The organism is Micromonospora sp. NPDC004704 (assembly GCF_053601675.1).
Window position 1 is genome coordinate 197,918 of the sequence record NZ_JBSGCD010000005.1, and the last position, 24,490, is coordinate 222,407.

The 24,490-nt window shown below is 69.9% G+C and carries 16 protein-coding genes; 11 read left to right on the forward strand and 5 right to left on the reverse strand.

What is annotated here, in order from left to right:
- The first annotated feature begins 13 nt into the window (after positions 1-13).
- The 10 genes from ACWEFB_RS09115 (at position 14) to ACWEFB_RS09160 (ending at position 16,875) form a co-directional block, all read left to right on the forward strand.
- On the forward strand, positions 14-1,408 hold the full coding sequence (locus tag ACWEFB_RS09115) for a dihydrolipoyl dehydrogenase family protein (protein ID WP_452283758.1): 1,395 nt from the start codon (positions 14-16) through the stop codon (positions 1,406-1,408).
- Positions 1,409-1,484: 76 nt separating this feature from the next.
- Entirely contained in the window at positions 1,485-2,486 is a 1,002-nt protein-coding gene (locus ACWEFB_RS09120) for a LacI family DNA-binding transcriptional regulator (RefSeq protein ID WP_326562118.1), read from the forward strand.
- A gap of 304 nt (positions 2,487-2,790) precedes the next feature.
- Positions 2,791-4,170 (forward strand): ABC transporter substrate-binding protein, encoded by a 1,380-nt coding sequence (locus tag ACWEFB_RS09125; RefSeq protein WP_452283761.1) that lies wholly within the window; start codon positions 2,791-2,793, stop codon positions 4,168-4,170.
- Positions 4,171-4,253: 83 nt separating this feature from the next.
- Positions 4,254-5,210, forward strand: coding sequence for a carbohydrate ABC transporter permease (locus ACWEFB_RS09130; protein WP_326562120.1), 957 nt, complete (start codon positions 4,254-4,256; stop codon positions 5,208-5,210).
- A gap of 11 nt (positions 5,211-5,221) precedes the next feature.
- The gene (locus ACWEFB_RS09135; protein WP_452283763.1) at positions 5,222-6,109 is read left to right on the forward strand and encodes a carbohydrate ABC transporter permease; all 888 of its coding nucleotides are present in this window, start codon (positions 5,222-5,224) and stop codon (positions 6,107-6,109) included.
- 97 nt (positions 6,110-6,206) lie between these two features.
- The gene (locus ACWEFB_RS09140) at positions 6,207-7,835 is read left to right on the forward strand and encodes a glycoside hydrolase family 13 protein (protein WP_452283765.1); all 1,629 of its coding nucleotides are present in this window, start codon (positions 6,207-6,209) and stop codon (positions 7,833-7,835) included.
- 2 nt (positions 7,836-7,837) lie between these two features.
- Positions 7,838-8,140 (forward strand): hypothetical protein, encoded by a 303-nt coding sequence (locus tag ACWEFB_RS09145; RefSeq protein WP_452283767.1) that lies wholly within the window; start codon positions 7,838-7,840, stop codon positions 8,138-8,140.
- A 70-nt stretch (positions 8,141-8,210) separates the two neighbouring features.
- Positions 8,211-11,150 carry a galactose-binding domain-containing protein gene (locus ACWEFB_RS09150; protein WP_452283769.1) on the forward strand — a complete coding sequence of 980 codons (2,940 nt, stop codon included), beginning with the start codon at positions 8,211-8,213 and terminating at the stop codon, positions 11,148-11,150.
- Between the two features lie 228 nt (positions 11,151-11,378).
- The gene (locus ACWEFB_RS09155) at positions 11,379-15,692 is read left to right on the forward strand and encodes a galactose-binding domain-containing protein (protein ID WP_452283772.1); all 4,314 of its coding nucleotides are present in this window, start codon (positions 11,379-11,381) and stop codon (positions 15,690-15,692) included.
- Positions 15,693-15,837: 145 nt separating this feature from the next.
- Positions 15,838-16,875 carry a Gfo/Idh/MocA family protein gene (locus tag ACWEFB_RS09160; RefSeq protein ID WP_452283774.1) on the forward strand — a complete coding sequence of 346 codons (1,038 nt, stop codon included), beginning with the start codon at positions 15,838-15,840 and terminating at the stop codon, positions 16,873-16,875.
- 69 nt (positions 16,876-16,944) lie between these two features.
- Here ACWEFB_RS09160 and ACWEFB_RS09165 read toward each other — a convergent pair whose 3' ends face one another.
- A complete protein-coding gene (locus ACWEFB_RS09165) occupies positions 16,945-17,673 on the reverse strand; it encodes a class I SAM-dependent methyltransferase (protein ID WP_452283776.1) in 729 nt (242 codons plus the stop codon).
- A gap of 131 nt (positions 17,674-17,804) precedes the next feature.
- On the opposite strand from ACWEFB_RS09165, the gene ACWEFB_RS09170 reads away from it, so the two are divergent.
- Positions 17,805-18,599, forward strand: coding sequence for a hypothetical protein (locus ACWEFB_RS09170; protein ID WP_452283778.1), 795 nt, complete (start codon positions 17,805-17,807; stop codon positions 18,597-18,599).
- A gap of 59 nt (positions 18,600-18,658) precedes the next feature.
- Here ACWEFB_RS09170 and ACWEFB_RS09175 read toward each other — a convergent pair whose 3' ends face one another.
- The 4 genes from ACWEFB_RS09175 to ACWEFB_RS09190 form a co-directional block, all read right to left on the reverse strand.
- A complete protein-coding gene (locus tag ACWEFB_RS09175) occupies positions 18,659-19,138 on the reverse strand; it encodes a hypothetical protein (RefSeq protein WP_452283780.1) in 480 nt (159 codons plus the stop codon).
- 115 nt (positions 19,139-19,253) lie between these two features.
- The gene (locus tag ACWEFB_RS09180) at positions 19,254-20,525 is read right to left on the reverse strand and encodes a phosphotransferase family protein (RefSeq protein ID WP_452283782.1); all 1,272 of its coding nucleotides are present in this window, start codon (positions 20,523-20,525) and stop codon (positions 19,254-19,256) included.
- A gap of 72 nt (positions 20,526-20,597) precedes the next feature.
- Positions 20,598-21,116, reverse strand: a complete 519-nt coding sequence (locus ACWEFB_RS09185) for a pyridoxamine 5'-phosphate oxidase family protein (RefSeq protein WP_452283784.1) — start codon at positions 21,114-21,116, stop codon at positions 20,598-20,600.
- A 41-nt stretch (positions 21,117-21,157) separates the two neighbouring features.
- Positions 21,158-24,409, reverse strand: a complete 3,252-nt coding sequence (locus tag ACWEFB_RS09190; RefSeq protein ID WP_452283786.1) for a BTAD domain-containing putative transcriptional regulator — start codon at positions 24,407-24,409, stop codon at positions 21,158-21,160.
- Between the last annotated feature and the right edge of the window lie 81 nt (positions 24,410-24,490).

Here is a 24,490-nt window from a genome sequence, read left to right on the forward strand (position 1 = left end):
AGATGCTGACGGGGTGACGGAGCCGGAGCAGTTCGACGTGATCGTGATGGGACTCGGTGTCGGCGGCGAGGAGGCCGCCGGGCGGTTGGCGCAGGCCGGTCTCTCCGTACTCGGGATCGAGCGCCGGCTCGTCGGGGGCGAGTGCCCGTACTGGGGCTGCATTCCGAGCAAGATGATGATCAGGGCGGGGAACGCGCTGGCCGAGGCGAACCGGGTCGGGGTGCTGGGCGGCCGGGCGGAGGTCGTGTCGGACTGGGCGCCGGTGGCGGCCCGGATCAGGGACGAGGCCACCACGAACTGGGACGACAGGCGGGCCGCCGACCGGTTCACCGGCAAGGGCGGTCGGCTGGTCCGTGGGTCGGCCGAGCTGGTCGGTCCCGGTCTGGTCGAGGTCGACGGGCTCCGCTACCGGGCCCGCCGGGGCATCGTCATCGGCACCGGTACGACCCCGGTGATCCCACCGGTGGAGGGGCTGGCCGCCACCCCGTACTGGACGAACCACGAGGCGATCGAGACGGCCGAACTGCCCCGGTCGATCGCGGTCCTCGGCGGCGGGGCGATCGGTCTGGAATTGGCGCAGGTGTTCGCCCGGTTCGGCGTACGGGTGCACGTGGTCGAGCGGTCCGACCGGCTGCTGGCGATGGAGGAGCCGGAGTCGTCGGAACTGGCCACCGCCGCGTTGCGGGCCGACGGGGTGGAGATTCACACCGGGATGCGGACCGAGCGGGTCGACCACGGTGCGGACGGTTTCACCCTGCACCTGACCGGCGACGGCACCGTACGCGCGGACCGGCTGCTGGTCGCCAGCGGCCGGCGGGCCCGGCTGGACGAACTCGGTCTGTCCAGCGTCGGGCTGGATTCGGAGCAGCGCTATCTCGACACCGACGACCGGATGCGGGTGGCCGACGGCATCTGGGCGGTCGGCGACGTGACCGGTCATGGCGCATTCACGCATATGGCGATGTACCAGGCCGGAATCGTGATCCAGGACATCCTGAGCGGTGGCGGCTCGGCTCCGGAAGTGGGCGATCGGGTGGTGCCGCGCGCGGACTATCGGGCACTGCCCCGGGTCACGTTCACCGATCCGGAAATCGGTGCGGTGGGGTTGACCGAGCGACAGGCTCGTGACGCTGGGCTGCGCATCCGGGTGGGGCAGACCCGGCTGCCGGATTCCTCGCGGGGCTGGATCCACAAGGTCGGCAACGAGGGATTCATCAAGTTGATCGCGGATGCCGAACGGGGCGTCCTGATCGGCGCGACCTCGGCCGGTCCGTCGGGTGGCGAGGTGCTGGGTGCGCTGGCCGTGGCGGTGCACGCGGCGGTCCCGGTGGCCCAACTGCGCCAGATGATTTGGGCCTACCCGACTTTCCATCGGGCCATCGGTGACGCCCTGAACAATCTCAAGTAGCGGCACGGCAGCCGAAGCGGCCACCCGGGCAGATTCCAGTTAATTTCTTGCAAGAAATTGCCGTACCATTGCGGCCGTGACTAAACGCCTCACCGAAGTAGCAAAGAAGGCCGGCGTCAGCGAGGCCACGGTGAGCCGGGTGCTCAACGGTCGCGATGGCGTCTCCGAGGCCACTCGGACCGCGGTGCTCACGGCTTTGGACGTACTCGGCTACGAACGGCCGACAAAGCTGCGGGGTGAACGCGCCCGGCTGGTCGGCCTGGTCCTGCCCGAATTGCAGAACCCGATCTTCCCGGCGCTCGCCGAGGTGGTCACCGGGTCGCTCGCCCAGCGCGGCTTCACTCCGGCGCTCTGCGCCCGGACCATCGGTGGTGTCTCGGAGATGGACTACGTCGAGATGCTCCTGGACCACCAGGTCTCCGGGGTGATCTTCGCCGGTGGCTCGTACGCGCTGGCCGACGCCCGGCACGACCACTACCGCCGGTTGACCGACCGGGGGCTCCCGGTGGTTCTGGTCAACGCGGGCGTGGACGAGTTGGAGTTCCCCCGGGTCTCCACCGACGACGCGGTGGCGGTGGAGCAGGCGTACGGCCACCTGCGCTCGCTCGGCCACGAGCGGATCGGCATGGTGCTCGGCCCGGAGGACCACATCCCGTCCCGCCGCAAGCTGGCCGCGATGGCGCAGGTCGCGGGCTGGGCGGCGGACGAGGAGTGCGTCGAGCGGTCCAGCTTCTCCATGGAGGGGGCCAGGGTCGCCGCGACCAAGCTGGTCGAGCGGGGGGTGACCGGCGTCATCTGCGCCAGCGACGTGTTGGCCCTGGGCACCATCCGGGCGGCCCGCCGGCTGGGCCGTTCGGTGCCGGCGGACATCTCCGTGGTGGGGTTCGACGACTCCGCGTTCATGACCTGCACCGACCCGCCGTTGACCACGGTCCGGCAGCCGATCGAGACGATGGGGCAGGCGGCGGTGGACCTGCTGGTCACGATGATCGAGGGGGTCGGGGTGCTGCACGACGAGTTGCTCTTCGAGCCCGAGTTGGTGGTACGCGGCTCGACCGCGCCCGTACCGACCCGCTGATCCCGCGCTCCCGGGCCCTCGTCCGGCCGGAGCGCTGATCAACTCCCTGCCCCCGACAACCCTCTGACCTGCCTCGACGCGAACCACCAGGGCGGACCGGCCACCGGTCCGCCCTTTCGCGTCCGGTGCGCCGGGCGGGGGAGCGGGACCGCCGCCCACCTGGGGCAAACAGTCGTAGTCTTTCGAATTTCCGTCTAGTTCTTGCGGGGAGCGATTCGACTTTGTATCGTCATCGCCACGAAACATTGCATGCAAGAGAGCTAGATCACAATCCCGCGTGCCCACCCAGGGAAGGGTGTTCTCCATGGACGGATCCAGGCTGCGGAAGGCTGCGGCGTTGACGCTCGTAGCCGGCCTGGGGCTCAGCCTTACGGCGTGCTCCACGAAGAGTGACGACGCATCGAGCGATGCGAGCGGCAAGGTCACCATCACCGTCGACTGCCAGCCGGTCGGCGCTCAGAAAGAGATATTGAAGAACTGGAACGACGATGTCGTGGAGTTCCAGAAGCAGAACCCGGACATCGTCGTCAAGAGCGTGAGCGTCGGCGAGCAGTGCAACAACCCGCCGGACTTCACCGCCCGCCTGGCCGGTGGCACCGTGACCGACCTGTTCTACGGGTACATGACCGACCTCCAGCAGGTGCTCGACTCCGGTCAGGCCAAGGACATCACCGACCTGGTCGGCAAGGACTCGATCCCCACCTGGGACAGCGTCGACCCGGCACTCAAGGAGGTCTTCACCGACGGCGGCAAGCTCTACGCCGTACCGGTGAAGAACTACTCGATGGGCCTGGTCTACAACAAGGTCCTGTTCCAGCAGGCCGGGCTCGACCCGAACAGCCCGCCGAAGACGTGGGGCGAGGTCCGGGCCGCGGCCAAGAAGATCTCGGCGCTCGGCAACGGCATCGCCGGCTACTCGGAGTACAGCGCGGGCAACACCGGCGGGTGGCACTTCACCGCCCTGCTCTACTCCCAGGGCGGCCAGGTGCTGAGCGCGGACGGCAAGAAGGCCGCGTTCAACGACGCCGCCGGCAAGCAGGTCCTGCAGAACCTCAAGGACATGCGGTACGGCGACAACAGCATGGGCGACCGCCAGCTCCTCCAGTGGGGCGACCTGCTGACCAACGCCGGTGCCGGCAAGGTCGGCATGTTCATCGGCGCCCCCGACGCCACCCAGGCGATCGTCAGCCAGTTCCAGGGCAAGTTCCAGGACTGGGCGATGGCCCCGCTGCCCGGCCAGGACGGCGCGGCCAAGGGCACGCTCGGTGGTGGCGAGGGTTACTTCTTCAAGAAGGACCTCACCCCCGAGCAGGTCAAGGCCGGTCTGAAGTGGATCGCGTACCAGAAGTTGACGCCGGGCAAGGGTCAGTTCGACTACGTCCGGGCGAAGCCGCAGAACTACCCGGTGGGTCTGCCCCAGCCGCTGCTGTTCGCCAACGGCAGCGACGCGCAGAAGCAGGAGCTCGAGCTGCGCAAGGCGAACGCGAACGTCGACACCGCCAACTTCTCGATCTTCGAGGCGACCCCGGTGCCGATCAAGGGTGAGCCGCGCAACGCACAGGCGATCTACGCGGTGCTCGACGGTGCGATGTCCGGGGTGCTGACCAGCCCGAACTCGAACATCGACGCGCTGCTCAAGACGGCCGAAGAGAAGGTCAACCAGCTTCTCGCCGCCGAGAGCTGATCCGAGGGTGTGGGGGTCGGTGCGCCGGCCCCCACACCATCCGCGCCGCACCATCGGTGTCACTGACTCACCCAGGAGTTGCCTTGGCGATCACCACCGTCCCGGAGGCCACCAGGAAACCGGGACGCCCGACCTCGCCGTACACGGCACGGCCGAAGCGTACGAGCCTCGGCCGCAAGGTACGGGACAACCTCACCGGTCACGCGTTCCTCATCGGGGCGGTGCTCTGCTTCGTCGTCTTCTCCTGGTACCCGATGATCCGGGGCGTGGTGATGAGCTTCCAGCGCACCCGGCGCGGGGAGACCTCCTGGGTGGGCTGGGACAACTACGTCCGCATCGTCGCCGACCCCAGCTTCTGGACCGCCTGGCAGAACACGTTCTACTTCACGGTCCTCGCGCTCGTCCTCGGGTACGCCCTGCCGTTCTTCGTGGCGATCCTGCTCAACGAGTTCCGCCACGCCAAGGGTTACCTGCGGATCCTGGTCTACCTGCCGGTGATGCTGCCGCCGGCCTCGGCGCTGTTCCTGTTCAAGTTCTACGCGTACGACCCCAGCGAGGCGGGGCTGTTCAACGCGATCCTCAAGGCGCTGCACCTGCCCACGTCGCAGTGGATGCAGTCGCCCGAGATGACGATTCCGGCGATGGTGATCGCGTCCACCTGGATGAACATGGGCAGCGCGGTGCTGATCTACCTGGCATCGCTGCAGAACGTACCCGGCGAACTCTACGAGGCGGCCGAACTCGACGGCGCCGGGCTCTGGCGACGGATCGTCAACGTGACCATCCCGCAGACCCGGCTGATCCTCGCCCTGCTGGCCATGCTCCAGATCGTCGCCACGATGCAGCTCTTCATCGAGCCGCTGATCCTTGCCAACGGCGCGGGCGCCGAGGATTCGGCGACCTCGGTCGCGTACCTCATCTACCAGCACGGGTTCTTCCAGAACGACCTCAACGGCGCCGCTGCGCTCGGCGTGATCATGCTCGTGGTGCTGGCCGGCTTCTCCGCCGTCTACGTGCGACTGACTGCGAAACAGGACTAGGACGGCGACCCATGGCACAGGACTCCGGGACCCGGACACTCATCTCCCATGCCCAGCTCAGTCGGGGGCGCGGCAAGGTCATCTACTGGACGCTGCTCACCGTCGTCGTGGTGGGGTTCACGCTCGTCTTCCTCGGGCCGCTCTACTGGATGGTCACCGGCGCGCTCAAGTCCGGCCAGGAGGTCGCACAGACCCCGCCGTCGCTGTTTCCCCGGGATCCGCAGTGGCAGAACTACGCCGACGCGTGGAACAACCTGGACCTCGGCAAGCTGCTGTTCAACACGTTCTACTACGCGGCCGGCGCGGTGCTCCTCCAGCTCGTCTTCGACACCGCCGCGGCGTACGCGCTGTCGAAGCTCCGGCCGATCTTCGGCAACGTGATCCTCGGCGCGATGCTGGCCACGCTCATGATCCCGGCGATGGTCCTCATCGTCCCGCAGTACGTGACCGTGATCGACCTGCCGATCGTGCACATCAACCTGCTCGACTCGCCGTTCGCGATCTGGCTGCCCCTGGTCGCGAACGCGTTCAACATCTTCCTGCTGAAGCGGTTCTTCGACTCGATTCCGGAGGACCTGATCGCGGCGGCGCTGATGGACGGGGCGACGCCGCTGCGTACGCTCTGGTCGATCATCCTGCCGATGTCGCGTCCCATCCTCGGCGTGGTGTCGATCTTCGCGGTGACGGCGGTCTGGAAGGACTTCCTCTGGCCGAAGCTGGTCATGCCCTCACCCGAGACCCGTACGGTCAGCGTCGGCATCTACGCCTTCGCCGGTGGTACGCCGATGAACGTGGTGATCGCCGCCTCGGTCATCGCCGCGATCCCGACCGTCATCATCTTCCTGGTCTTCCAGCGGAACATCATGTCCGGTCTGACCACGGGCAGCCTCAAGGGATAGGCCTCGCGTTACCTCCCGCGGCGGACAACGACCGTTCGCCCGAACACATCCAGGTCTGGCGAACCCGCCGACGTACTGACGCAGAAAGCAGGTGCTCGTGTCCACAGCAGACAACAGTCCGTGGTGGCGTGGAGCGGTGATCTACCAGGTGTATCCACGTAGTTTCGCCGACGGCAACGGCGACGGCATCGGCGACATCGCCGGCATCCGGTCCCGGCTGAATCACCTGTCCGCGCTCGGCGTCGACGCGATCTGGTTCAGCCCCTGGTACCCGTCCCCGATGGCCGACGCCGGTTACGACGTGGCCGACTACCGGGACATCGACCCGATCTTCGGCACCCTGCCCGAGGCCGAGGCGCTGATCGCGGAGGCGCACGCGCTCGGCATCCGGACCATCGTCGACGTGGTGCCCAACCACTGCTCCGACCAGCACCCGTGGTTCCAGGCCGCGCTCGCCGGCGGACCCGGCGCACCCGAGCGGGACCTGTTCTGGTTCCGCCCCGGCCGGGGCCCGAACGGCGACCAGCGGCCCACCGACTGGGTCGGCGAGTTCGGCGGCGAGACCTGGACCCGGACCACCAACCCGGACGGCACCCCCGGTGACTGGTACCTGCACCTGTTCACCGCCGAACAGCCGGACTTCAACTGGGAACACCCACTGGTACGGGCCGAGTTCGAGGACATCCTCCGGTTCTGGTTCGACCGGGGCGTGGACGGCATCCGGATCGACTCGGCCGGTCTGCTGGTCAAGGACGGCACCCTGCCGGAGACCCTGCCGGACCGGCCGCACCCGTTCCGGGACCTCGACGGGGTGCACGACGTCTACCGGGCCTGGCGGCGGATCGCCGACGAGTACCCCGGTGACCGGGCGCTGATCGGCGAGGTGTGGATGCCGGACCGGCAGCGGTTCGCCAACTACCTACGCCCGGACGAGCTGCACGCCGCGTTCAACTTCGACTTCCTCGGCTGCGCCTGGGACGCCTCCGCGCTGCGCGAGAGCATCGACGGGACGCTGCACGCACACGCCCCGGTCAACGCCCCGGCCACCTGGGTCCTCTCCAACCACGACGTCACCCGGCACGTCACCCGGTACGGGCGGGAGGACACCACGTTCAGCTTCGCCAAGAAGCGCGAGGGGATCTTCACCGACCTCGAACTGGGCACCGTACGGGCCCGCGCGGCGGCCCTGCTCTCGCTCGCCCTGCCCGGGGCCACGTACGTCTACCAGGGCGAGGAACTCGGGCTCTGGGAGGTCGACGTCCCGCCGGGGGAGCGTACGGACCCGATGTGGCCCCGTTCCGGTTACGTCGACCCGGGCCGGGACGGCTGCCGGGTGCCGTTGCCGTGGTCCGGTGACGCGCCCCCGTTCGGCTTCAGCCCCGAGGGCGCGACAACCGCACCGTGGCTGTCGCAGCCGGCGGACTGGAAGGGCCGTACCGCCCAGGCTCAGACCGGTGACCCGTCGTCGATGCTGGCGCTCTACCAGGCGGCGATCAGGATCCGGCGGGCCGAGACCGGTCTCGGTGACGGCCCGATGGGCTGGCTCGACGCACCGGACGACGTGCTCGCCTTCAGCCGCGGCGACGGATTCGCCTGCGTGGTGAACCTGTCCGGCGTACCGGTGCCGCTGCCGGCGCACGAACTCCGACTGCTGGCCAGCGGGCCGCTCGACGGAGACCTGCTTCCCCCGGACACGGCCGTCTGGCTGCGGACCGGAACGGTCTAGACATGACCCGCGTACACGTCGTCGAGCGCAGCACCGGGACAGCGGTGTGCGGTTCCCACCGGCGGTCGCCGGCGGCGTACGCGGGTCAGTGGGTCGCCGGGTACGTCCAGCTCGGCCCCGGGCCCACCCGGGCCGAGTGCGACGGCGCGGTGGTGTCCGCCGGGGGTGGGGACGCCGACCCCACCGTCGGCGGACACGCCGTACCCCCGAATTTTTCCGGCAGCGGTGCAAGACGTCACCGTCGCCGCCACCAGCACCGGCCGTTCCACCGGCCGGTAACCGAACGGGAGGTCTACGCGCCCTGAACCATTGCTGACTGCGGCTCCACGCGGCTCCACGCACGGGGGAATTGGTTTTCCTGACGAAAGGGATCCAATGGCCATCCATACCGCCGGCGCGCCCACGCCCGGCACCGCCACCGCACCACGCAACAACCGCGCCCGGGTCGGGCTGGCCGTTCTCGCCAGCACCGCGATGGCCGCGGCCTCGATCAGTGTTCTCACCCTCACGTCGGCAGCGCCCGCCCAGGCCGCCGGCCTCTCCCCGTTCGACATCGTCGGTCGCGGTGCCACCGTGCCCTTCGTCGAGCAGGAGGCGGAGAACGTCGCCCACAACGGTTCGAAGATCGGCCCGACCCGCTACTACGGTCAGCTCCCGTCCGAGGCCTCCGGCCGCGAAGCGGTGACCCTGGACGCGGTCGGCGAGTACGTCGAGTTCACCCTGACCAAGCCGGCCGACGCGGTCACCTTCCGGTACAGCATCCCGGACAGCCCGTCCGGCACCGGCCGGGACGCCAGCATCGACCTGCGGATCAACGGCAACGTGGTCAAGGCCGTCCCGGTGACCTCGAAGTACGGCTGGTACTACGGGGGTTACCCGTTCAACAACAACCCCGGTGACACCAACCCGCACCACTTCTACGACGAGGCCCGGACCCTGTTCGGGTCGACCTACCCGGCCGGCACCAAGGTCCGGTTGCAGGTCAGCTCCACCGCCCAGTCACCCACGTTCACCATCGACCTGGCCGACTTCGAGCTGGTCGGCGGGCCGATCGCGAAGCCGGCGAACGTCATCGACGTGGTGACCGACTTCGGTGCCGACCCGACCGGTGCGACCGACTCCACCGCCGACTTCCAGGCGGCCGTCGACGCGGGGGCGGCGCAGGGCCGGGCGGTCTGGATTCCGCAGGGCAACTTCACCCTCTGGGACCACGTGGTGGTCGACCGGGTGACGTTGCGCGGCGCCGGCCCGTGGTACTCGGTGCTCGGCGGTCGGCATCCCACCCAGCGCAACCGGGCGGCCGGCATCTACGGCAAGTACGTCCCCGGCGGCGGTTACACCGGAGGGGTACGCCCGCACGAGGCGAACGGTCCCAGCCGGAACGTGACCGTACGGGACTTCGCCATCATCGGCGACATCCAGGAGCGGATCGACGACGACCAGGTGAACGCGTTCGGTGGGGCGATGACCGACTCGGTCATCGACAACATCTGGATGCAGCACACCAAGGTCGGCGCCTGGATGGACGGCCCGATGGACAACTTCACCATCCGCAACAGCCGGATCCTGGACCAGACCGCGGACGGGGTGAACTTCCACACCGGGGTCACCAACTCCACGGTGACCAACACGTTCGTCCGCAACACCGGTGACGACGCGTTGGCGATGTGGGCGCAGAACGTACCGAACGTCAACAACTCGTTCACCCACAACACCATCGGGGTCACGCTGCTGGCGAACCACCTGGTCAGCTACGGCGGTCGGGACATCAAGATCACCGACAACGTGACCGCCGACTCGCTCACCAACGGCGGCGGCATCCACGTGGCCAACCGCTACCCCGGCGTACAGGGTGCGACCTCGGTCCTGGGCACCTGGACGATCGCCCGGAACACCCTGATCCGCAACGGCAACTCCGACTACAACTGGAACTTCGGCGTCGGGGCGATCTGGTTCTCCGCGCTGAACCAGGGGTTCCAGAACCCCACCATCAACATCACCGACACCGACATCCTGGACAGCTCGTACGCGGCGCTGCACTGGATCGAGGGTCAGACCAACGGCATCTTCCTCAACAACGTCAACATCGTCGGCGCGGGCACGTACGCGCTCCAGGTGCAGGCGGCCAGTCAGGTCTCCTTCACCAACGTACGGGCCAGCGGCATCGCCCAGCCCAAGCCGATGCACAACTGCGTCGGCAGCGGCTTCCAGATCACCCAGGGCGCGGGCAACTCGGGTTGGTACACCGCCACCCCGGACTGCGGCCCGTGGCCGACACCGATCTGGAACAACGGGCCGACCAGCCCGCCGCCGACCGGTACGCCGCCGCCGACCACCCCGCCCACCACTCCTCCGACCACGCCGCCGACGACCCCTCCGACCACGCCGCCGACCAACGGCAACCTGGCCCAGGGCAAGGTCATCACGGCGACCAGCACGTCGCAGGGGTACGTGGCGCAGAACGCGAACGACGGGAACGCCGCCACCTACTGGGAGAGCGCGAACGGCGCCTTCCCGCAGTCGTTGACGGTCGACCTCGGTGCGGTGGTGAACACCAACCGGGTGGTGGTGAAGTTGCCACCGGGCTGGGAGACCCGTACCCAGACGTTCGCGGTGCAGGGTTCGACGGACGGGAGCTTCCCGCCGATCGTCCCGGCGGCCGGTTACACCTTCAACCCGGCCTCGGGTAACTCGGTGTCGGTTGTCCTGCCCTCGGCGAACCGCCGCTACCTGCGGTTGGTCTTCACCGGCAACACCGGCTGGCCGGCCGGACAGGTCTCCGAGTTCGAGGTGTACGGCAGCGGCACCACGCCGCCGCCCACCACCCCGCCGGTGACCACGCCTCCGCCGACGACGCCCCCGCCCACCACCCCGCCGCCCACCACGCCTCCGGCCAACGTCAACCTGGCCACCGGTCGGCCGACGACGGTGACCAGCGTGGCCGACGTGTACGGCGGTGGCAACGCGGTGGACGGCAACGCAAACACGTACTGGGAGAGCGCCAACAGCGCCTTCCCGCAGTCGATCACGGTGGATCTGGGGTCGGCCCGGTCGGTGTCGAGGGTGGTGCTGAAGCTGCCGCCCGCGGCCGCCTGGCAGACCCGTACGCAGACGCTGTCGGTGCTCGGCTCCACCAACGGATCGTCGTACACGACGGTCAGGGCGTCGGCGGGTTACACCTTCAACCCCGCCTCGGGTAACACCGCCACGGTCACCTTCGCGGCGACCACCCAGCGGTACCTGCGCCTGACCTTCACCGGCAACACCGGCTGGCCCGCCGGCCAGCTCTCCGAGTACGAGGTCTACGCCGTCTAGGCGTACGGCACGGTCCCCTCCCGCCACCCTCGGTGGCGGGAGGGGACCGGATCACACCCATCGGTTCGGAGAGTGCCGTCGGTGTACCCGGCGCAGGAAGGTGCTGTCTCGTATGTCCAGGTTCAGCAGTAATCGGGATCGGGCAACGTCCGCCCGCCCCGCCGCCCCCTGCGGGCTTACGCACCACCACCCCCATCTGACGTTCCAGCCCGAAGTTGGAGGAACGCAATGAGAACCAACCCCGTCCCCTGGCGCCCGCTGGCGGCGATCCTCGCGACCGGCATGGTCGCGGCGCTCGCCCCGGCGATCCCCGCCTCCGCCGCACCCGCCGGCCAGGCGAGTGCGACCAACCTCGCCGCCGGCAAGACCGCCGCGGCAACCAGCGCCAGCACCGGTCACGCCGCCGCGAACATCAAGGACGGCGACCAGGGCAGCTACTGGCAGGGCACCGGTGCCTTCCCGCAGGCCGCCGCGGTCGACCTCGGCAGCAGCAAGAGCATCGACCGGGTCACCCTGAAACTGCCCAAGGGCTGGGCGAAGCGGACCCAGACCCTGGCCCTCCAGGGCAGCCCCGACGGTACGTCGTACAGCACGATCGTCGGCTCGGCCAGCTACACCTTCAGCCCCACCTCGGGCAACCTGGTGACGGTCAAGTTCCCGGCCACCAACGCCCGGTACGTGCGGGCCGACATCTCCGCGAACAGCGCCGCCTCCGCCGGTCAGCTCGCCGAGCTGGAGGTCCACCCGGCGGCGGTGTCGAACGTCAACCTCGCCGCCGCGGCAGCGGTGGTGTCGTTGAGCGCCAGCAGCTTCGCCGACGTCTACGGGGCGGGCAACGCCGGTGACGGGAACGCCAACACCTACTGGGAGAGTGCGAACAACGCGTTCCCGCAGTGGATCCAGGCCGACCTCGGTTCCGCCGTCGCGGTGAACCGGGTGGTGCTGAAGCTGCCGCCGGCCTCCGCGTGGGCGACCCGTACGCAGACGCTGAGCGTGCAGGGCAGCAGCACCACCAGCACCGGCCCGTTCTCCACCATCGTCGCGTCGGCCGGTTACACCTTCAACCCGGCCTCGGGCAACACCGTGACGATCAACTTCAACCAGACCACCGCCCGGTACGTCCGGCTGAACATCACCGGTAACACCGGTTGGCCGGCCGGTCAGCTCTCGGAGTTCGAGGTCTACGGGCCGACCGAGGGCGACACCCAGGCACCGTCGGCGCCGGGGAGCCTGGCGTACACCCAGCCTGCGTCGGGTCAGATCCGGTTGACCTGGAACGCCTCCACCGACAACGTCGGGGTGACCGGGTACGACATCTACGCCAACGGGACGCTGCGCACCAGCGTCGCCGGGAACGTGTTGACGTACACGGACAGCCAGCCGACGACCGCGACGGTCTCGTACTACGTACGGGCCAAGGACGCGGCGGGCAACCAGTCCGGCAACAGCAACACGGTCACCCGTACCGGCACGCCGGGCGGGGACACGCAGGCGCCGACCACGCCGGGCACGCTGTCGTTCACCGAGCCGGGTTCGGGTCAGATCCGACTGGCGTGGGGTGCGTCCTCGGACAACACCGCCGTGACCGGGTACGACATCTACGCCAACGGAACGGTGCGGGCGAGCGTGGCCGGGAACGTGTTGACGTACACGGACAGCCAGCCGGCGACCGCGACGGTCTCGTACTACGTACGGGCGAAGGACGCGGCGGGCAACGTCTCCGGCAACAGCAACACGGTCACCCGTACCGGCACCAACCCCGGCGGGTCGAACCTGGCCGTCGGCAAGCCGGTCACCGCGTCGGGCTCGATCTTCACCTTCGTGCCCACCAACGCGAACGACAACAGCACCGCGACCTACTGGGAGGGGAACAACTACCCGAGCGTGCTGACCGTGGCGCTGGGGGCCAACGCGAGCGTCAGCTCGGTCGTGGTGAAGCTCAACCCGGACAGCTCGTGGGGTCCGCGTACGCAGACCATCCAGGTGCTCGGGCGTGAGCAGAGCAGCAGCACGTTCACCAGCCTGGCCGCCGCGCAGTCGTACAGCTTCAACCCGTCCACCGGTAACACGGTGACCATCCCGGTCAGCGCCACGGTCGCGGACGTCCGGCTCCAGATCACCACGAACTCCGGCGCTCCGGCTGGACAGGTGGCGGAGTTCCAGATCATCGGCGTGCCCGCGCCGAACCCGGACCTGACCATCACCGGCATGTCGTTCACCCCGGCCTCGCCGGTGGAGACCGACGCGGTCACCCTGTCGGCGACCGTCCGCAACGGCGGGTCCGCGGCCTCGGCGGCCACCAACGTCAACTTCTACCTGGGTACGACGTTGGCCGGGACCGCCTCGGTCGGCGCGCTGGCGGCGGGTGCCACCAGCACGGTGACCGCGAACGTCGGTCCGCGCGACGCGGGTACGTACCCGCTGAGCGCCAAGGTCGACGAGGCCAACACGGTGATCGAGCAGAACGACGCGAACAACAGCTACACCAACCCGTCGTCGCTGGTCGTCGCGCAGGTGGCCAGTTCCGACCTGGTGGCCAACGTGAGCTGGTCGCCGAGCAACCCGGCGGCCGGTAGCACGGTCACCTTCACGGTGGCGATCAAGAACCAGGGGACGATCGCCTCCGCCGGTGGCGCCCACGGCATCACGCTCACCGTGGTCAACCCGGCCAACGGCGCGGTGGTCCGTACACTGACCGGCTCGTACACCGGTGCGATCGCGGCGGGTGCCACCACCGCCCCGGTCAACCTGGGCACCTGGACCGCCGTCAACGGCAGGTACGACGTCCGGGTGGTCCTCGCCGACGACGCGAACGAGTTGCCGGTGAAGCGCACCAACAACACCAGCGTCACCGGGTTCTTCTCCGGTCGTGGGGCGAACCTGCCGTACGAGATGTACGAGGCCGAGGACGGCGTGGTCGGCGGCGGGGCCCAGGTCGTCGGGCCGAACCGGATCATCGGCGACCTGGCCGGTGAGGCGTCCGGACGTCGGGCGGTCACCCTGAACTCGACCGGCAACTTCGTCGAGTTCACCACCAAGGCCAGCACGAACACGCTGGTCACCCGCTTCTCCATCCCGGACGCGCCGGGCGGTGGCGGGATCAACTCGACGATCAACGTCTACGTCAACAACGTGTTCCACAAGGCGCTCCCGCTGACCTCGAAGTACATCTGGCTCTACGGCGCCGAGGCCAGCCCGGGTAACTCCCCGAGCGCGGGCAGCCCGCGGCACATCTACGACGAGGCGAACATCTTCCTGGACGCCACCATCCCGGCGGGCAGCAAGATCAAGCTCCAGAAGGACGCCGCCAACACCACCACGTACGCGATCGACTTCATCAACACGGAGCTGGTCACCGCGGCCGGCAACCCGGATCCGGCGCGGTACGCCGTACCGGCCGGCTTCACCCACCAGGACGTGCAGAACGCCCTGGACCGGGCGCGGCAGGACGCCAACCTGATCGGTGTCTACCTGCCGGCGGGTACCTACCCGACCCAGTCGAAGTTCCAGGTGTACGGCAAGGCGCTCCAGGTCGTCGGGGCCGGTCCCTGGTACACCCGGTTCGCCGCGCCCACGGGTCAGGAGAACACCGACGTCGGCTTCCGGGCCGAGGCGTCAGCGAACGGCTCGACCTTCGCCGGCTTCTCGTACTTCGGTAACTACACCAGCCGCAACGACGGTCCGGGCAAGGTCTTCGACCTGTCCCGTACGTCGAACATGACGTTCGACAACATCTGGGTGGAGCACCAGATGTGCATGTTCTGGGGTCTCGGGGTCACCAACACCACGATCAAGAACTCGAGGATCCGGAACACGTACGCCGACGGCCTGAACATGACCAACAGCAGCAACAACAACCTGATCAGCAACGTCGAGGGTCGGACCAACGGTGACGACGCGTTCGCGCTCTTCTCCGCGATCGACGGCGGTGGCGGGGCGAACACCGGCAACGTGTTCGAGAACCTGACGGCCACGTTGACCTGGCGTGCCGCCGGTCTGGCGGTGTACGGCGGGCAGAACAACGTGTTCCGCAACCTGTACATCGCGGACATGCTGACCTACTCCGGCATCACCGTCAGCTCGCTGGACTTCGGCTACCCGTTCATCGGATTCGGTCCCGGGTACACCACGATCGAGAACGCCTCGATCGTCCGGGCCGGTGGTCATTTCTGGGGGTCGCAGACCTTCCCGGCGATCTGGATGTTCGCGGCGTCCAAGGAGTTCCGCGCCATCCGCATCAACAACGTGGACATCGTGGATCCGACGTACCACGGCATCATGTTCCAGTCGAACTACAGCGGCGGCCAGGCGACCCAGGCCGTCACGGACACCGTCTTCACCAACATCTCGATCAGCGGTGCCCAGAAGAGCGGTGACGCGTTCGACGCCAAGTCCGGCTTCGGCATCTGGGCGAACGAGCTGCCCGAGCCCGGTCAGGGCCCGGCGGTCGGTTCGGCCACCTTCAACAACCTGCGGTTCAGCAACAACTTCCAGAACATCCGGAACACCACGTCGACCTTCACCATCACCGTCAACCCGTAACCGGGGGACGGCAGGTGTAGTCAGGCGGTAACCAGGTGCCGCCGGGAGGTCATTCCTCCCGGCGGCACCGTCACGTCCGGCCGTCGTGTCGCGCTGCAGGTCGGGGCAGACTGTCACGCTCGGTGACCGGTCGTAGGATCACGGTATGTCAGCATCCCTGGTACGGTTCGGCCTGGTCGGCTACGGCTTCGGCGGACGTTACTTCCATGCGCCGCTGCTCGCCTCGGCCGCCGAGTGCGAGCTGGTCGGCGTGGTGACCACCTCCTCGTCCCGGCGGGAGGAACTGGCCCGGGACCAGCCCGGTACGCCCGCCTTCGACTCGCTGACCGCCCTGGTGGCGGAAGGTGTGGAGGCGGTGGCGATCTCCACCCCGGCGGCCACCCACCTGGCGCTGGCGCAGGAGGCGATCGGGCTCGGACTGGCGGTGGTCGTGGACAAGCCGTTCGTGCTGGACCCGGCCGCGGCACGGGAGACCGTGGAGTTGGCCGAGCGAACCGGCGTGGTGCTGAGCGTGTACCAGAACCGCCGGTGGGACTCGGACCTGTTGACCGTACGTAAGCTCATTGCGGACGGGGAACTGGGCACGGTCACCCGGTTCGAGTCGCGGTTCGAGCGGTTCGCCCCGCAGCCGGGACCGCCCGCCGCCGGTGGCGGCACCCTGCTCGACTTCGGCAGCCACCTGGTCGACCAGGCGATGACGCTGTTCGGACCGGTCGACCGGGTCTACGCCGAGATGCGGCTGCGGGAAGATCTCGGTGGGCGCGACGACGACTTCTTCGTCGCGTTGCAGCACACCGGCGGGGTCCGGTCCCACCTGTGGGGTAGCTGGGCCCAGGGTGCGCCCGGTCCTCGGTTCCGGGTCACCGGCAGCACTGGCAGTTACCTGGTCGACGGGGTCGACGGGCAGGAGGAGGCGCTCATCGCCGGCCGGTCGCCCGCCACCGAGGCAGACCGGTGGGGCGTGGAGCCCGAGCACCGGTGGGGCCGGATCCACCGCGGCGAGACGACAACCGTCGTACCAACCGAACGCGGCCGGTGGGACACCTACTACCCCGCCTTCGCCGCCGCCGTACGCAACACCGCCCCCGTCCCGGTAAACCCCCGCGACGCCGTAGCCAGCCTAGAAGTCCTCGCCGCCGCCCACACCAGCGCCACCCAAGCCAAAACCATCCCCCTCCCCTGACCCCCCTTCCCTCGTTGATCATGAAGTTAGCGACGAGAAATGTGCCCGGCGACGTTGCTAACTTCATGATCAACGGCGTGGTGGGGGCGGGTTGTAGTAGGAGTTGATGGCGGGTTGGTTGGTGTAGTTGGGGCCGGCTTGGTCGTCGGCGCCCAGGTAGGTGTAGGGGAGGGTGACGGTGGCGTTGGCGGTACGGGTGATGCGGTGGCGGTGGGTGTCGACGGTGAATCCGGCGGAGCGGAGGGCGCTGGCCAGCCTCCGCCCGGCGGGACGGCCATCGGGAAGTCGTACGCTGCGCAGGTCCAGGTCGGCGACGAACCGCCCGCCCTCGGTCAGCCAGTCCGCGACCCGCGCGAGCACCGCCAGCTTGTCGCCGAGGTAGTGCAGGCCGTGCACACAGGTGATCAGGTCGAAGCGGTGCGACGGGTTCCACGATGTCACCGAGGCGCAGATCAGTTCGAGCGCGGGGTTCGGCGTCGGGACCGGATCGAAGAAGTCGACCAGGTCGATTCCGGTGATGGTCACCCGGCGATCGAGGTCGGCGGCGCGGAGCCGATTCGCCGCCTGGATCAACGCTCGTCCGGTGCCACAGCACAGATCCAGCCAACGAACGGGCCCGTCGGCGGTCTGATCGGGCAGACCGCGACGGCCGTGGGCGATCATCCAGTCCAACGGGTTGAAGCCCAGCTCCCTGGTGTAGCTGTTGACACCGTCGAGTTGACGTTCCCGGTTCATCGCGGAGTTGGCCACCACCGCCGAAGACTCCAACGCCGCGTCATCGAGCAAGTGATCCCGCACGTCGCCCAGTCTTGCACCACGTCGATCGACTTCTGCCGAAGCTCCAGCCGGACCGGTGAGGTCGGCGGGGCGGCGTCGGTGGCCGGGGGCTGACAACCTGGGGTGGTGATCGATGGCATGCGGTGGGCGGGGTGAGCGGGGCGGCTCCGGGCGCGATCGGGCCACGGGACCTGGCGGTACGCGACTGGCGGCGGATCCTGGTCGTGGGCGTACGCGGAACGCTGGTGGTGCTCTGGCTGCTCTGGGCGATGCTTGCCTGGTGGTCGGCACCCCGTCCGGCCGACGCCGACCAGGCGCGACGGGACATCGCCGCCGGCTCGGTGACGAGTGTCGACATCGGAACGTACTGGGACGACGGTGAGTTCTGGGGCCGGAAACGGATCCTGGAAGGTGGGCCCGACGGAAGCCAGGTCGCCTGGACGACGGAGACCGGCAGGGTCCGGTACACCGAGGTCGGTTACGGGTACCCCGACGGGACATTGGCCGCCCCGGACGGGAGCATCCCGGCACGGGGCCGCCCGCTCGTCGCGGAACTCCAGGCCGCGGCGGGCGTCAACGGTACGGGAGTGGTTCACCCGCTCATCCGTACGGCGTACTGGCTCGCGGTGTCCCTGATGGCCGTGTTCCTGATCGCCCTGTTCTCGGGGCCGGCGCCGATCCGGGGTACGAAGTGGTACTGGTTCTGGCTCTCCTGGATCCCCTTCGGGTTGGGCGTCCTGGCCTGGGTCACCCGGGAACCCTGGCTTTACGGGCCGCAGACCGCGCTCGCGCAGGAACTCGTCGGCATCGACGGGCCGATCGCGAGGAGGCGCTCCAACGGTTTCGAGGGCTTCGCGCTCCTCATCGTCCTGGGGATCGCGATCGGCTTCGCGCTGTACGGACTGGGCCGGCTGCTCGGCCCGACCGTCGTACCCGGAATTTTCTGACGACAACGCGGCCCGACCGGGATGGTCGGACCGCGTGGGCGGCCGGGATCCGGGGTCGGTCAGTCGCCGGAGTCGGCGGAACCGCCGGAGTTCGCCGAATCGCCACCCCCGCCGCCACGCTTGCGCACCGGGGCCGGCGAGTCGTCCGGGCTGTCGTTGCCCGCCTTCGGCTTGGCCGGCGCCGGCTTGCCCTTGTCGCCCGTCCCGGTTGCCTTCTTGGCCGGCGGCGGGGCGGGGGAGTCGGCGGCCGAGGCGTTCGCACTGTCCGCCGACTCGGGTGACGGATCCACCCACTGCGGGTCACCCGGACTGTCCGACGCCGAGTTCGTGGAGTCGAACGGCGACTGGTACGGGCTGTCGGCGGACTCCGGTGAGTCGTCGGCGGCTACCTGGTCGACCTGGGTGTTCACCTGGATCGGGCTGACCTTGTCGCGCAGTTCGATGCCGGCGTCGGCGGTCGCGGCGCCGGCCGTGAGCCCGGCGACCAGTGCGGCGGCCCCCGCTCCGGCGATGATCCGCCACGGTCGATTGATGTGCATGGCATCCTCCTCGGTGTCTGTCTGCCTGTGCCTCCAGCCTCGGCCCCGTCGATGAGGTGCGACTGAACGCAACGTGAGACCTCCTTCATCCGTGCCCCGAGCCGCACCCGCGCGGTCAGGTGGGCGGGCGGAGTCGGCGGGCGCTGTCCAACCACCGGGTAGCCAGGTCCAGCCGGGCGCGGGTGTTGGTCGGCCAGTCCCGTTCCTGCACCCGGTGCGGGCCGGTGGCCAGGGACAACACCACCGCCGAGGTCCGGTAACGCAGGTCGGCGGGGTCCACCACCCGTTCGAACGCGGCCAGGTACGCCGCCCCCGCCCGCAGGATGGTGCCGGCCCGGTCCCCGTTCATCTGGGCCAGTACGGAGAGGTGCCCGAGCAGGCAGGCAAGATCGTCCAACCGTTCGCCCGGCCCGGCGGTGTCGACGTCGAGCAGGCCGCAGATCCGGCCGCCGGAAACCAGCAACTGGCCCTCGTACAGGTCGCCGTGCACAACGGTGCCGGGTTCCGGACCGGACTCGCACATGATCGCCTCGGCCAGGCTTCGCGCCTGCTCCGCCACGCTGGGCAGGGCGGCGGCGAGGACCGAGGCGTAGTGCGGCGACTTCTCCCGCCAGGACCGCCGGGGTCGACCGTCCGCCAACTCGGCGGGCAGCCGGTCGAGCATGGCCAGCACCGCCCGCCCCGGCGGTGGCGGCTGCCGGGCGTGCAGCGCCTGCCGGAGCGTACGGCCGGGAAGCGCCTGCAACACCAGCAGCCCGTCCGGGGTGTAGCCCAGGCTCGGCGCGACCGGCAGGCCCGAATCGACCAGCAGCCGGTGTCGTTCGTGCAGGTCACGTACCTGATCGGGGCGGACAACCTTCAGGAAGAGCCGGTGCCGGCCCCCGATCGCCTCGATCACCGCCCGCCGTCGCGGCCGGTACGCCCGTACCCCCAGCCGTACCGGGCCGCCGTCACCGAGGCCGAGGTCGCGCAGGAGTACGGCAACCGCCCGCTCGTCGTACGCGGTGCGCAGCGCCGGCAGATCCGGGTCGTACGGGAAACGCCAGGCGGCCACCCGGTCGGTCCCGTCCTCCAGCACCATCGTGCCGCGTGGTGGACGACCGGTGCAGGCCGCCAGCCGTTCCTCCCGGACCCATCCGTCCGGCCAACGGATCCGGACCCGGTACGCGGCCGTGGACCGGCGCCCCGGTTGGTGTTCGACCTGGACGGCCCGCCAGGCGAGCAGTTCGCCACCGGCCGGTCGCAGGGCAGTCCGCAGCAACTGCTCGGCTCCCGGCCCGGTGAGCAGGTCCAGATCGGGGTCGGAGCAATCACCCGGCCCGGTGAGCAGGTTCGGATCGGGGTCGGGGTGACCGCCCGGCCCGGCGGTGCTGATGGTCGTCGACATACCGCCGACGATCCCGGCGCGCGATGAGCGGCAGGTGAGCCGCTGATGAGAAACCGCTCAGCGTCGGGCGGGTCAGCGCGGGAAGCGCCAGCGGGTCTGGCTGTAGGGGCTCTTACGGAAGCCGAAGGCGGTGGTCGGGGCGACCTCGAACACGAGTGCCGTACCGGCGCCGGAGGCGTGGTGGAACATCCCGTCGCGTACGTCGAACCGCCAGTCTTCGCCGTACTTGGTGACGTAGGCGTCGGCGATCCGGCGCAGCCGCGTCTCGTCGGTGAGCCGGACCGCCTCAGCTTCCAGGACCAGGTCCAGACCCTCGTGCAGCGCGTTGCTCCCGGTGGTCAGCACGGTGTGCGGGTTGTCGGCGAGGTTGCGGGCCTTGCGCTCGTCGGGGCCGGTGCAGAAGTACATGGCGTGGGCCAGCCAGACCCCGAGCAGCGGGGTGACGTGTGGTCGCCCGTCCGGGCGTACGGTCGACAGCCAGTAGAGTTCGGCGGCCGTGAGGATCTCCCGAGCCTCGGCCCAGCCGGTGGCCTCGGCGGTGTCGTCGCTGTACCGGGCGTCCAGGTCGGTCACGGGTTCCAGAGTGTCCATCACCAGTCCCATCACGCTGCGTTGATCGGTCGTCGCCGACGCTACCGCCCCGGTACGACACCCACCGGCCAGTTCGCCAGCGTGTCCAGCCCCTGTAGACGGCCGTGGTCGTACTCGGTCGAGAACCGTTCGTCGCCCAGCGCGGTCCGCACGACCGACCGGATCCGGTCGACGTCGCCGCGTTCGGCGGGCGGCAGCGGTGCGCCGACCGAGTCCCGCGCGGACGCGGCGGTCCCCAGCCAGCGGGCCGCCTGCTCGTGGTGACCGGTCATCGCACGGGCTCCGGCCAGACCCTCCAGGGCGAGGGCGATCGACCGGGGATCGCCGCTGGTACGGGCGGCGTCGAGTCCCTCCAGGTGCAGGGTCAGGGCCGCTTCGGCGTCACCGCGCTGTTCGGCGATGAACCCGAGTTCGGCCACGATCAACGCCACCCCGAGGTCGCCGTCCACCTGCCGGCACCAGTCGAGCCAGCGGTGCAGGTGCGCCTCGGCAACATCCAACCGGCCCTGTCGTCGGGCGGCGAGGCCGAGCCCGATCTCGGCGAACTGCTCCCCGCGCCGGTGGGACCGCTCGGCGGCCAACCGCATCGCCCGCAGGTGGTATGCGTCGGCACGGACATGATCACCCCGCAACAGGGCGATCCGCCCCAACCCGGAGAGCTGGTACGACACCTCGATCCACAGTCCGAGTTCCTCCGCCATCCGCAGCCCGTCCCGGTGCAGCCGGTCGGCCTCGTGGTACTCCCCAGCGATCTCGGCCAGGGAGCACAGCACCTCAATCGCCTTCAGTTGCCCCCACCGGTCACCGAGCTCCCGGAACAGGGTCAGGCCCCGCTCCGCGTCCCGCCGGCTGGCGGTCAGATCGCCCAACGGCCGTGCCTGGGCGGCACGGGAGGTCAGCGCCGCCGCCACCCCCCACCGATCATGTCCGGCGCGGAACCCGGCCAACGCCCGATCCACCCCGTCCGCCCGCGCGGCCAGGTCACCGGAGCCGATCAGGGCGTAGCTCAGCAACCACTCCGCCATCGCCTGCCCGGCCGGGTCGTCGACGTCGGCGTACCGCTTCAGTGCCCGCTCGGCCCGACCGGGTAGGTCGTTCCCGTCACCGATCAGGATCGCCAGGGCCGCCTGCCAGGTCTCCGCCCGTGTCCGCGGGACGGTGGACACCTCACCGGCCACAGCCAGGGCCAGACCCGCCCAGCGATGCCCCTCACTGAGCCGTCCACGCAGGAACCAGTACCAACCCAGCGCGTTGACCAGCCGCAACGCCAGGTCCGCCGCTCCCTGCCGGGTCGTCGCGTCGAGCGCCGTACGGAGGTTCGCGGTCTCCTGGTCGAGTCGCTCCAGCCACTCTCGCTGAGCCGGACCGCGCAGCACCGGCTCGGCCCGCTCGGCGAACCCGACGTAGTACAGGGCGTGGCGTTGCCGTACCCCGTTGGACTCGCCGGCCTCCCGGAGCCGGTCCCCGCAGTAGGCGGCCACCGATTCGAGCAGCCGGTACCGGGGAGGTGCACCGGTGCCGGGGTCGTCCACCACCACCAGCGACCGGTCCACCAGCCGGGCCAGGAGGTCGAGCACCTCCGACGGCCGTACGCCTGCACCCGCACAGATCGTCTCGGCCGCGTCCAGGGTGCACCCGTCGGCCGGTACGCCCAACCGCCGGAGCACCACCCGCTCGGCTTCGGTCAGCAGTTCCCAGCTCCAGTCGACCATCGCACGAAGCGTCTGCTGCCGGGCCGGAGCGCCCCGATGACCGGTGGCGAGGAGGTGGAACCGGTCATCGAGCCGGGCCACGAGTTCGTGCACCCCGAGGACCCGTACCCGGCTCGCGGCCAGCTCCAACGCCAGCGGGATGCCGTCCAACCGCCGACAGATCGCACCGACCGCGTCGGCGTTTGCGGGGGTGAGCGCGAAGCCCGGCGCCGCGGCGGCGGCCCGCGCCACGAAGAGCCGTACGGCGCTGGACCGGAGCAGCGCGCCGGGGTCGGTACCGGTGGCCGGGTCCGGCAGGGCCAGCGGCGGTACGCCCCACCGGACCTCACCCGCACAGCGCAGCGGCTCCTGACTGGTCGCCAGGATCCGCACCTCCGGCGCGGCCCGCAACAGCCGTTCGGCAAGCTCCGCCACCGACCCGACCACGTGTTCGCAGTTGTCGAGTACGAGCAGCACCCGCCGATCCCGCAGCGCCCCGGCGAGCCGACCGACCGGATCCGCCGGTCCACCGCCGGACCCGCGCTGCCCGCTCGTCTCGTCGCCGATCCCCAGCACGCCCGCTACCACCTCGACCAGCCGGACCAGCTCGTCGCAGGGTACGAGTCCGGCGAGTTCCACCAGCCACACGCCGTCGGCGAGGGTGGCCGCCACCCGAGCGGCGACGGCCACCGCCAGCCGGGTCTTGCCCACGCCGCCCGCCCCGGTGAGGGTGACCAGGCGATTGCTCGCCAGCAGGGTGCTCACCTCCCGGACCGCCTCCGTCCGGCCGACCAGTTCGGTCAGCGGGGCGGGTAGCTGGGGCCGGGCGATTGCCGTGGCGCGCGGTGGTGCCAGCAGGGCCGGGTCGTGCCGGAGGATCGCCGCGTGCAGGCGGTTCAGCTCGGGGCCGGGCTCCAGCCCCAGCTCCTCGGCGAGGCGGTCGCGCAACCGGCGGTAATCGGCGAGCGCCTCGCTCTGCCGCCCTGCCTGGTAGAGCGCCCGCAGGTAGCCGGCGTGCAGCCGTTCCCGGAGCGGGTGCCGGCGTACCAACTCGCCGAGTTCTCCGATCAGCGGGGCGTGCTCGCCCAGCGCCAGCAGGGCTTCGGCCCGGTCCTCGATCGCCAGTAGCCACTGCTCGTCCAGGTGTTCGCGGGCCGCCCGGACGAACGGTTCGTCGGCGAAGTCGGCGTACGCCGGGCCGCGCCAGAGTGCCAGGGCTTCGGTGAGCAGCGCGGTGCGCGTACCCGGATCGGGGGTTGTCCGGGACCGCGCGACCAGGTCGGCGAACCGGCCGGCGTCGACCGCGTCGGCGGGGATCCGGAGCAGGTAACCCGGCGGTTGGAAGACCACCAGGTCCCGGCCGGCAGGCCCGGCGTCCGCCAGCGCCCGCCGCAACTGGGAGACCTTGGCCTGGAGCGCGCCGGTCGGGTTGGTCGGCAGCCGGTCCGGCCACAGGCCGTCGACCAGCCGGTCGGTCGACACCGGTCGCCCCGGGTCCGCCAGCAGGGCGGCGAGGAGCGCGCGGACCTTCAGCTCGGGGACCCGGACCGGCTCACCGTCCGCCGTCCACACCGCCACCGGTCCGAGCACCCCGAAACGCACCACCCCACCGTACGCAGACCGGCCGCCCTGCCGACCGCGGCCGAAGCGCACCCGAAGTGGATCCGAAGGGCCGCTCGGCAG

What these genes read in the sequence shown, in the direction of transcription:
- ACWEFB_RS09125 (WP_452283761.1), top strand. Translation starts at nt 2,791, where the DNA reads ATGGACGGATCCAGGCTGCGGAAGGCTGCGGCGTTGACGCTCGTAGCC.
- ACWEFB_RS09135 (WP_452283763.1), top strand. Translation starts at nt 5,222, where the DNA reads ATGGCACAGGACTCCGGGACCCGGACACTCATCTCCCATGCCCAGCTC.
- ACWEFB_RS09145 (WP_452283767.1), top strand. Translation starts at nt 7,838, where the DNA reads ATGACCCGCGTACACGTCGTCGAGCGCAGCACCGGGACAGCGGTGTGC.
- ACWEFB_RS09150 (WP_452283769.1), top strand. Translation starts at nt 8,211, where the DNA reads ATGGCCATCCATACCGCCGGCGCGCCCACGCCCGGCACCGCCACCGCA.
- ACWEFB_RS09155 (WP_452283772.1), top strand. Translation starts at nt 11,379, where the DNA reads ATGAGAACCAACCCCGTCCCCTGGCGCCCGCTGGCGGCGATCCTCGCG.
- ACWEFB_RS09160 (WP_452283774.1), top strand. Translation starts at nt 15,838, where the DNA reads ATGTCAGCATCCCTGGTACGGTTCGGCCTGGTCGGCTACGGCTTCGGC.
- ACWEFB_RS09175 (WP_452283780.1), bottom strand. Translation starts at nt 19,138, where the DNA reads ATGCACATCAATCGACCGTGGCGGATCATCGCCGGAGCGGGGGCCGCC.
- ACWEFB_RS09180 (WP_452283782.1), bottom strand. Translation starts at nt 20,525, where the DNA reads ATGTCGACGACCATCAGCACCGCCGGGCCGGGCGGTCACCCCGACCCC.
- ACWEFB_RS09185 (WP_452283784.1), bottom strand. Translation starts at nt 21,116, where the DNA reads ATGGACACTCTGGAACCCGTGACCGACCTGGACGCCCGGTACAGCGAC.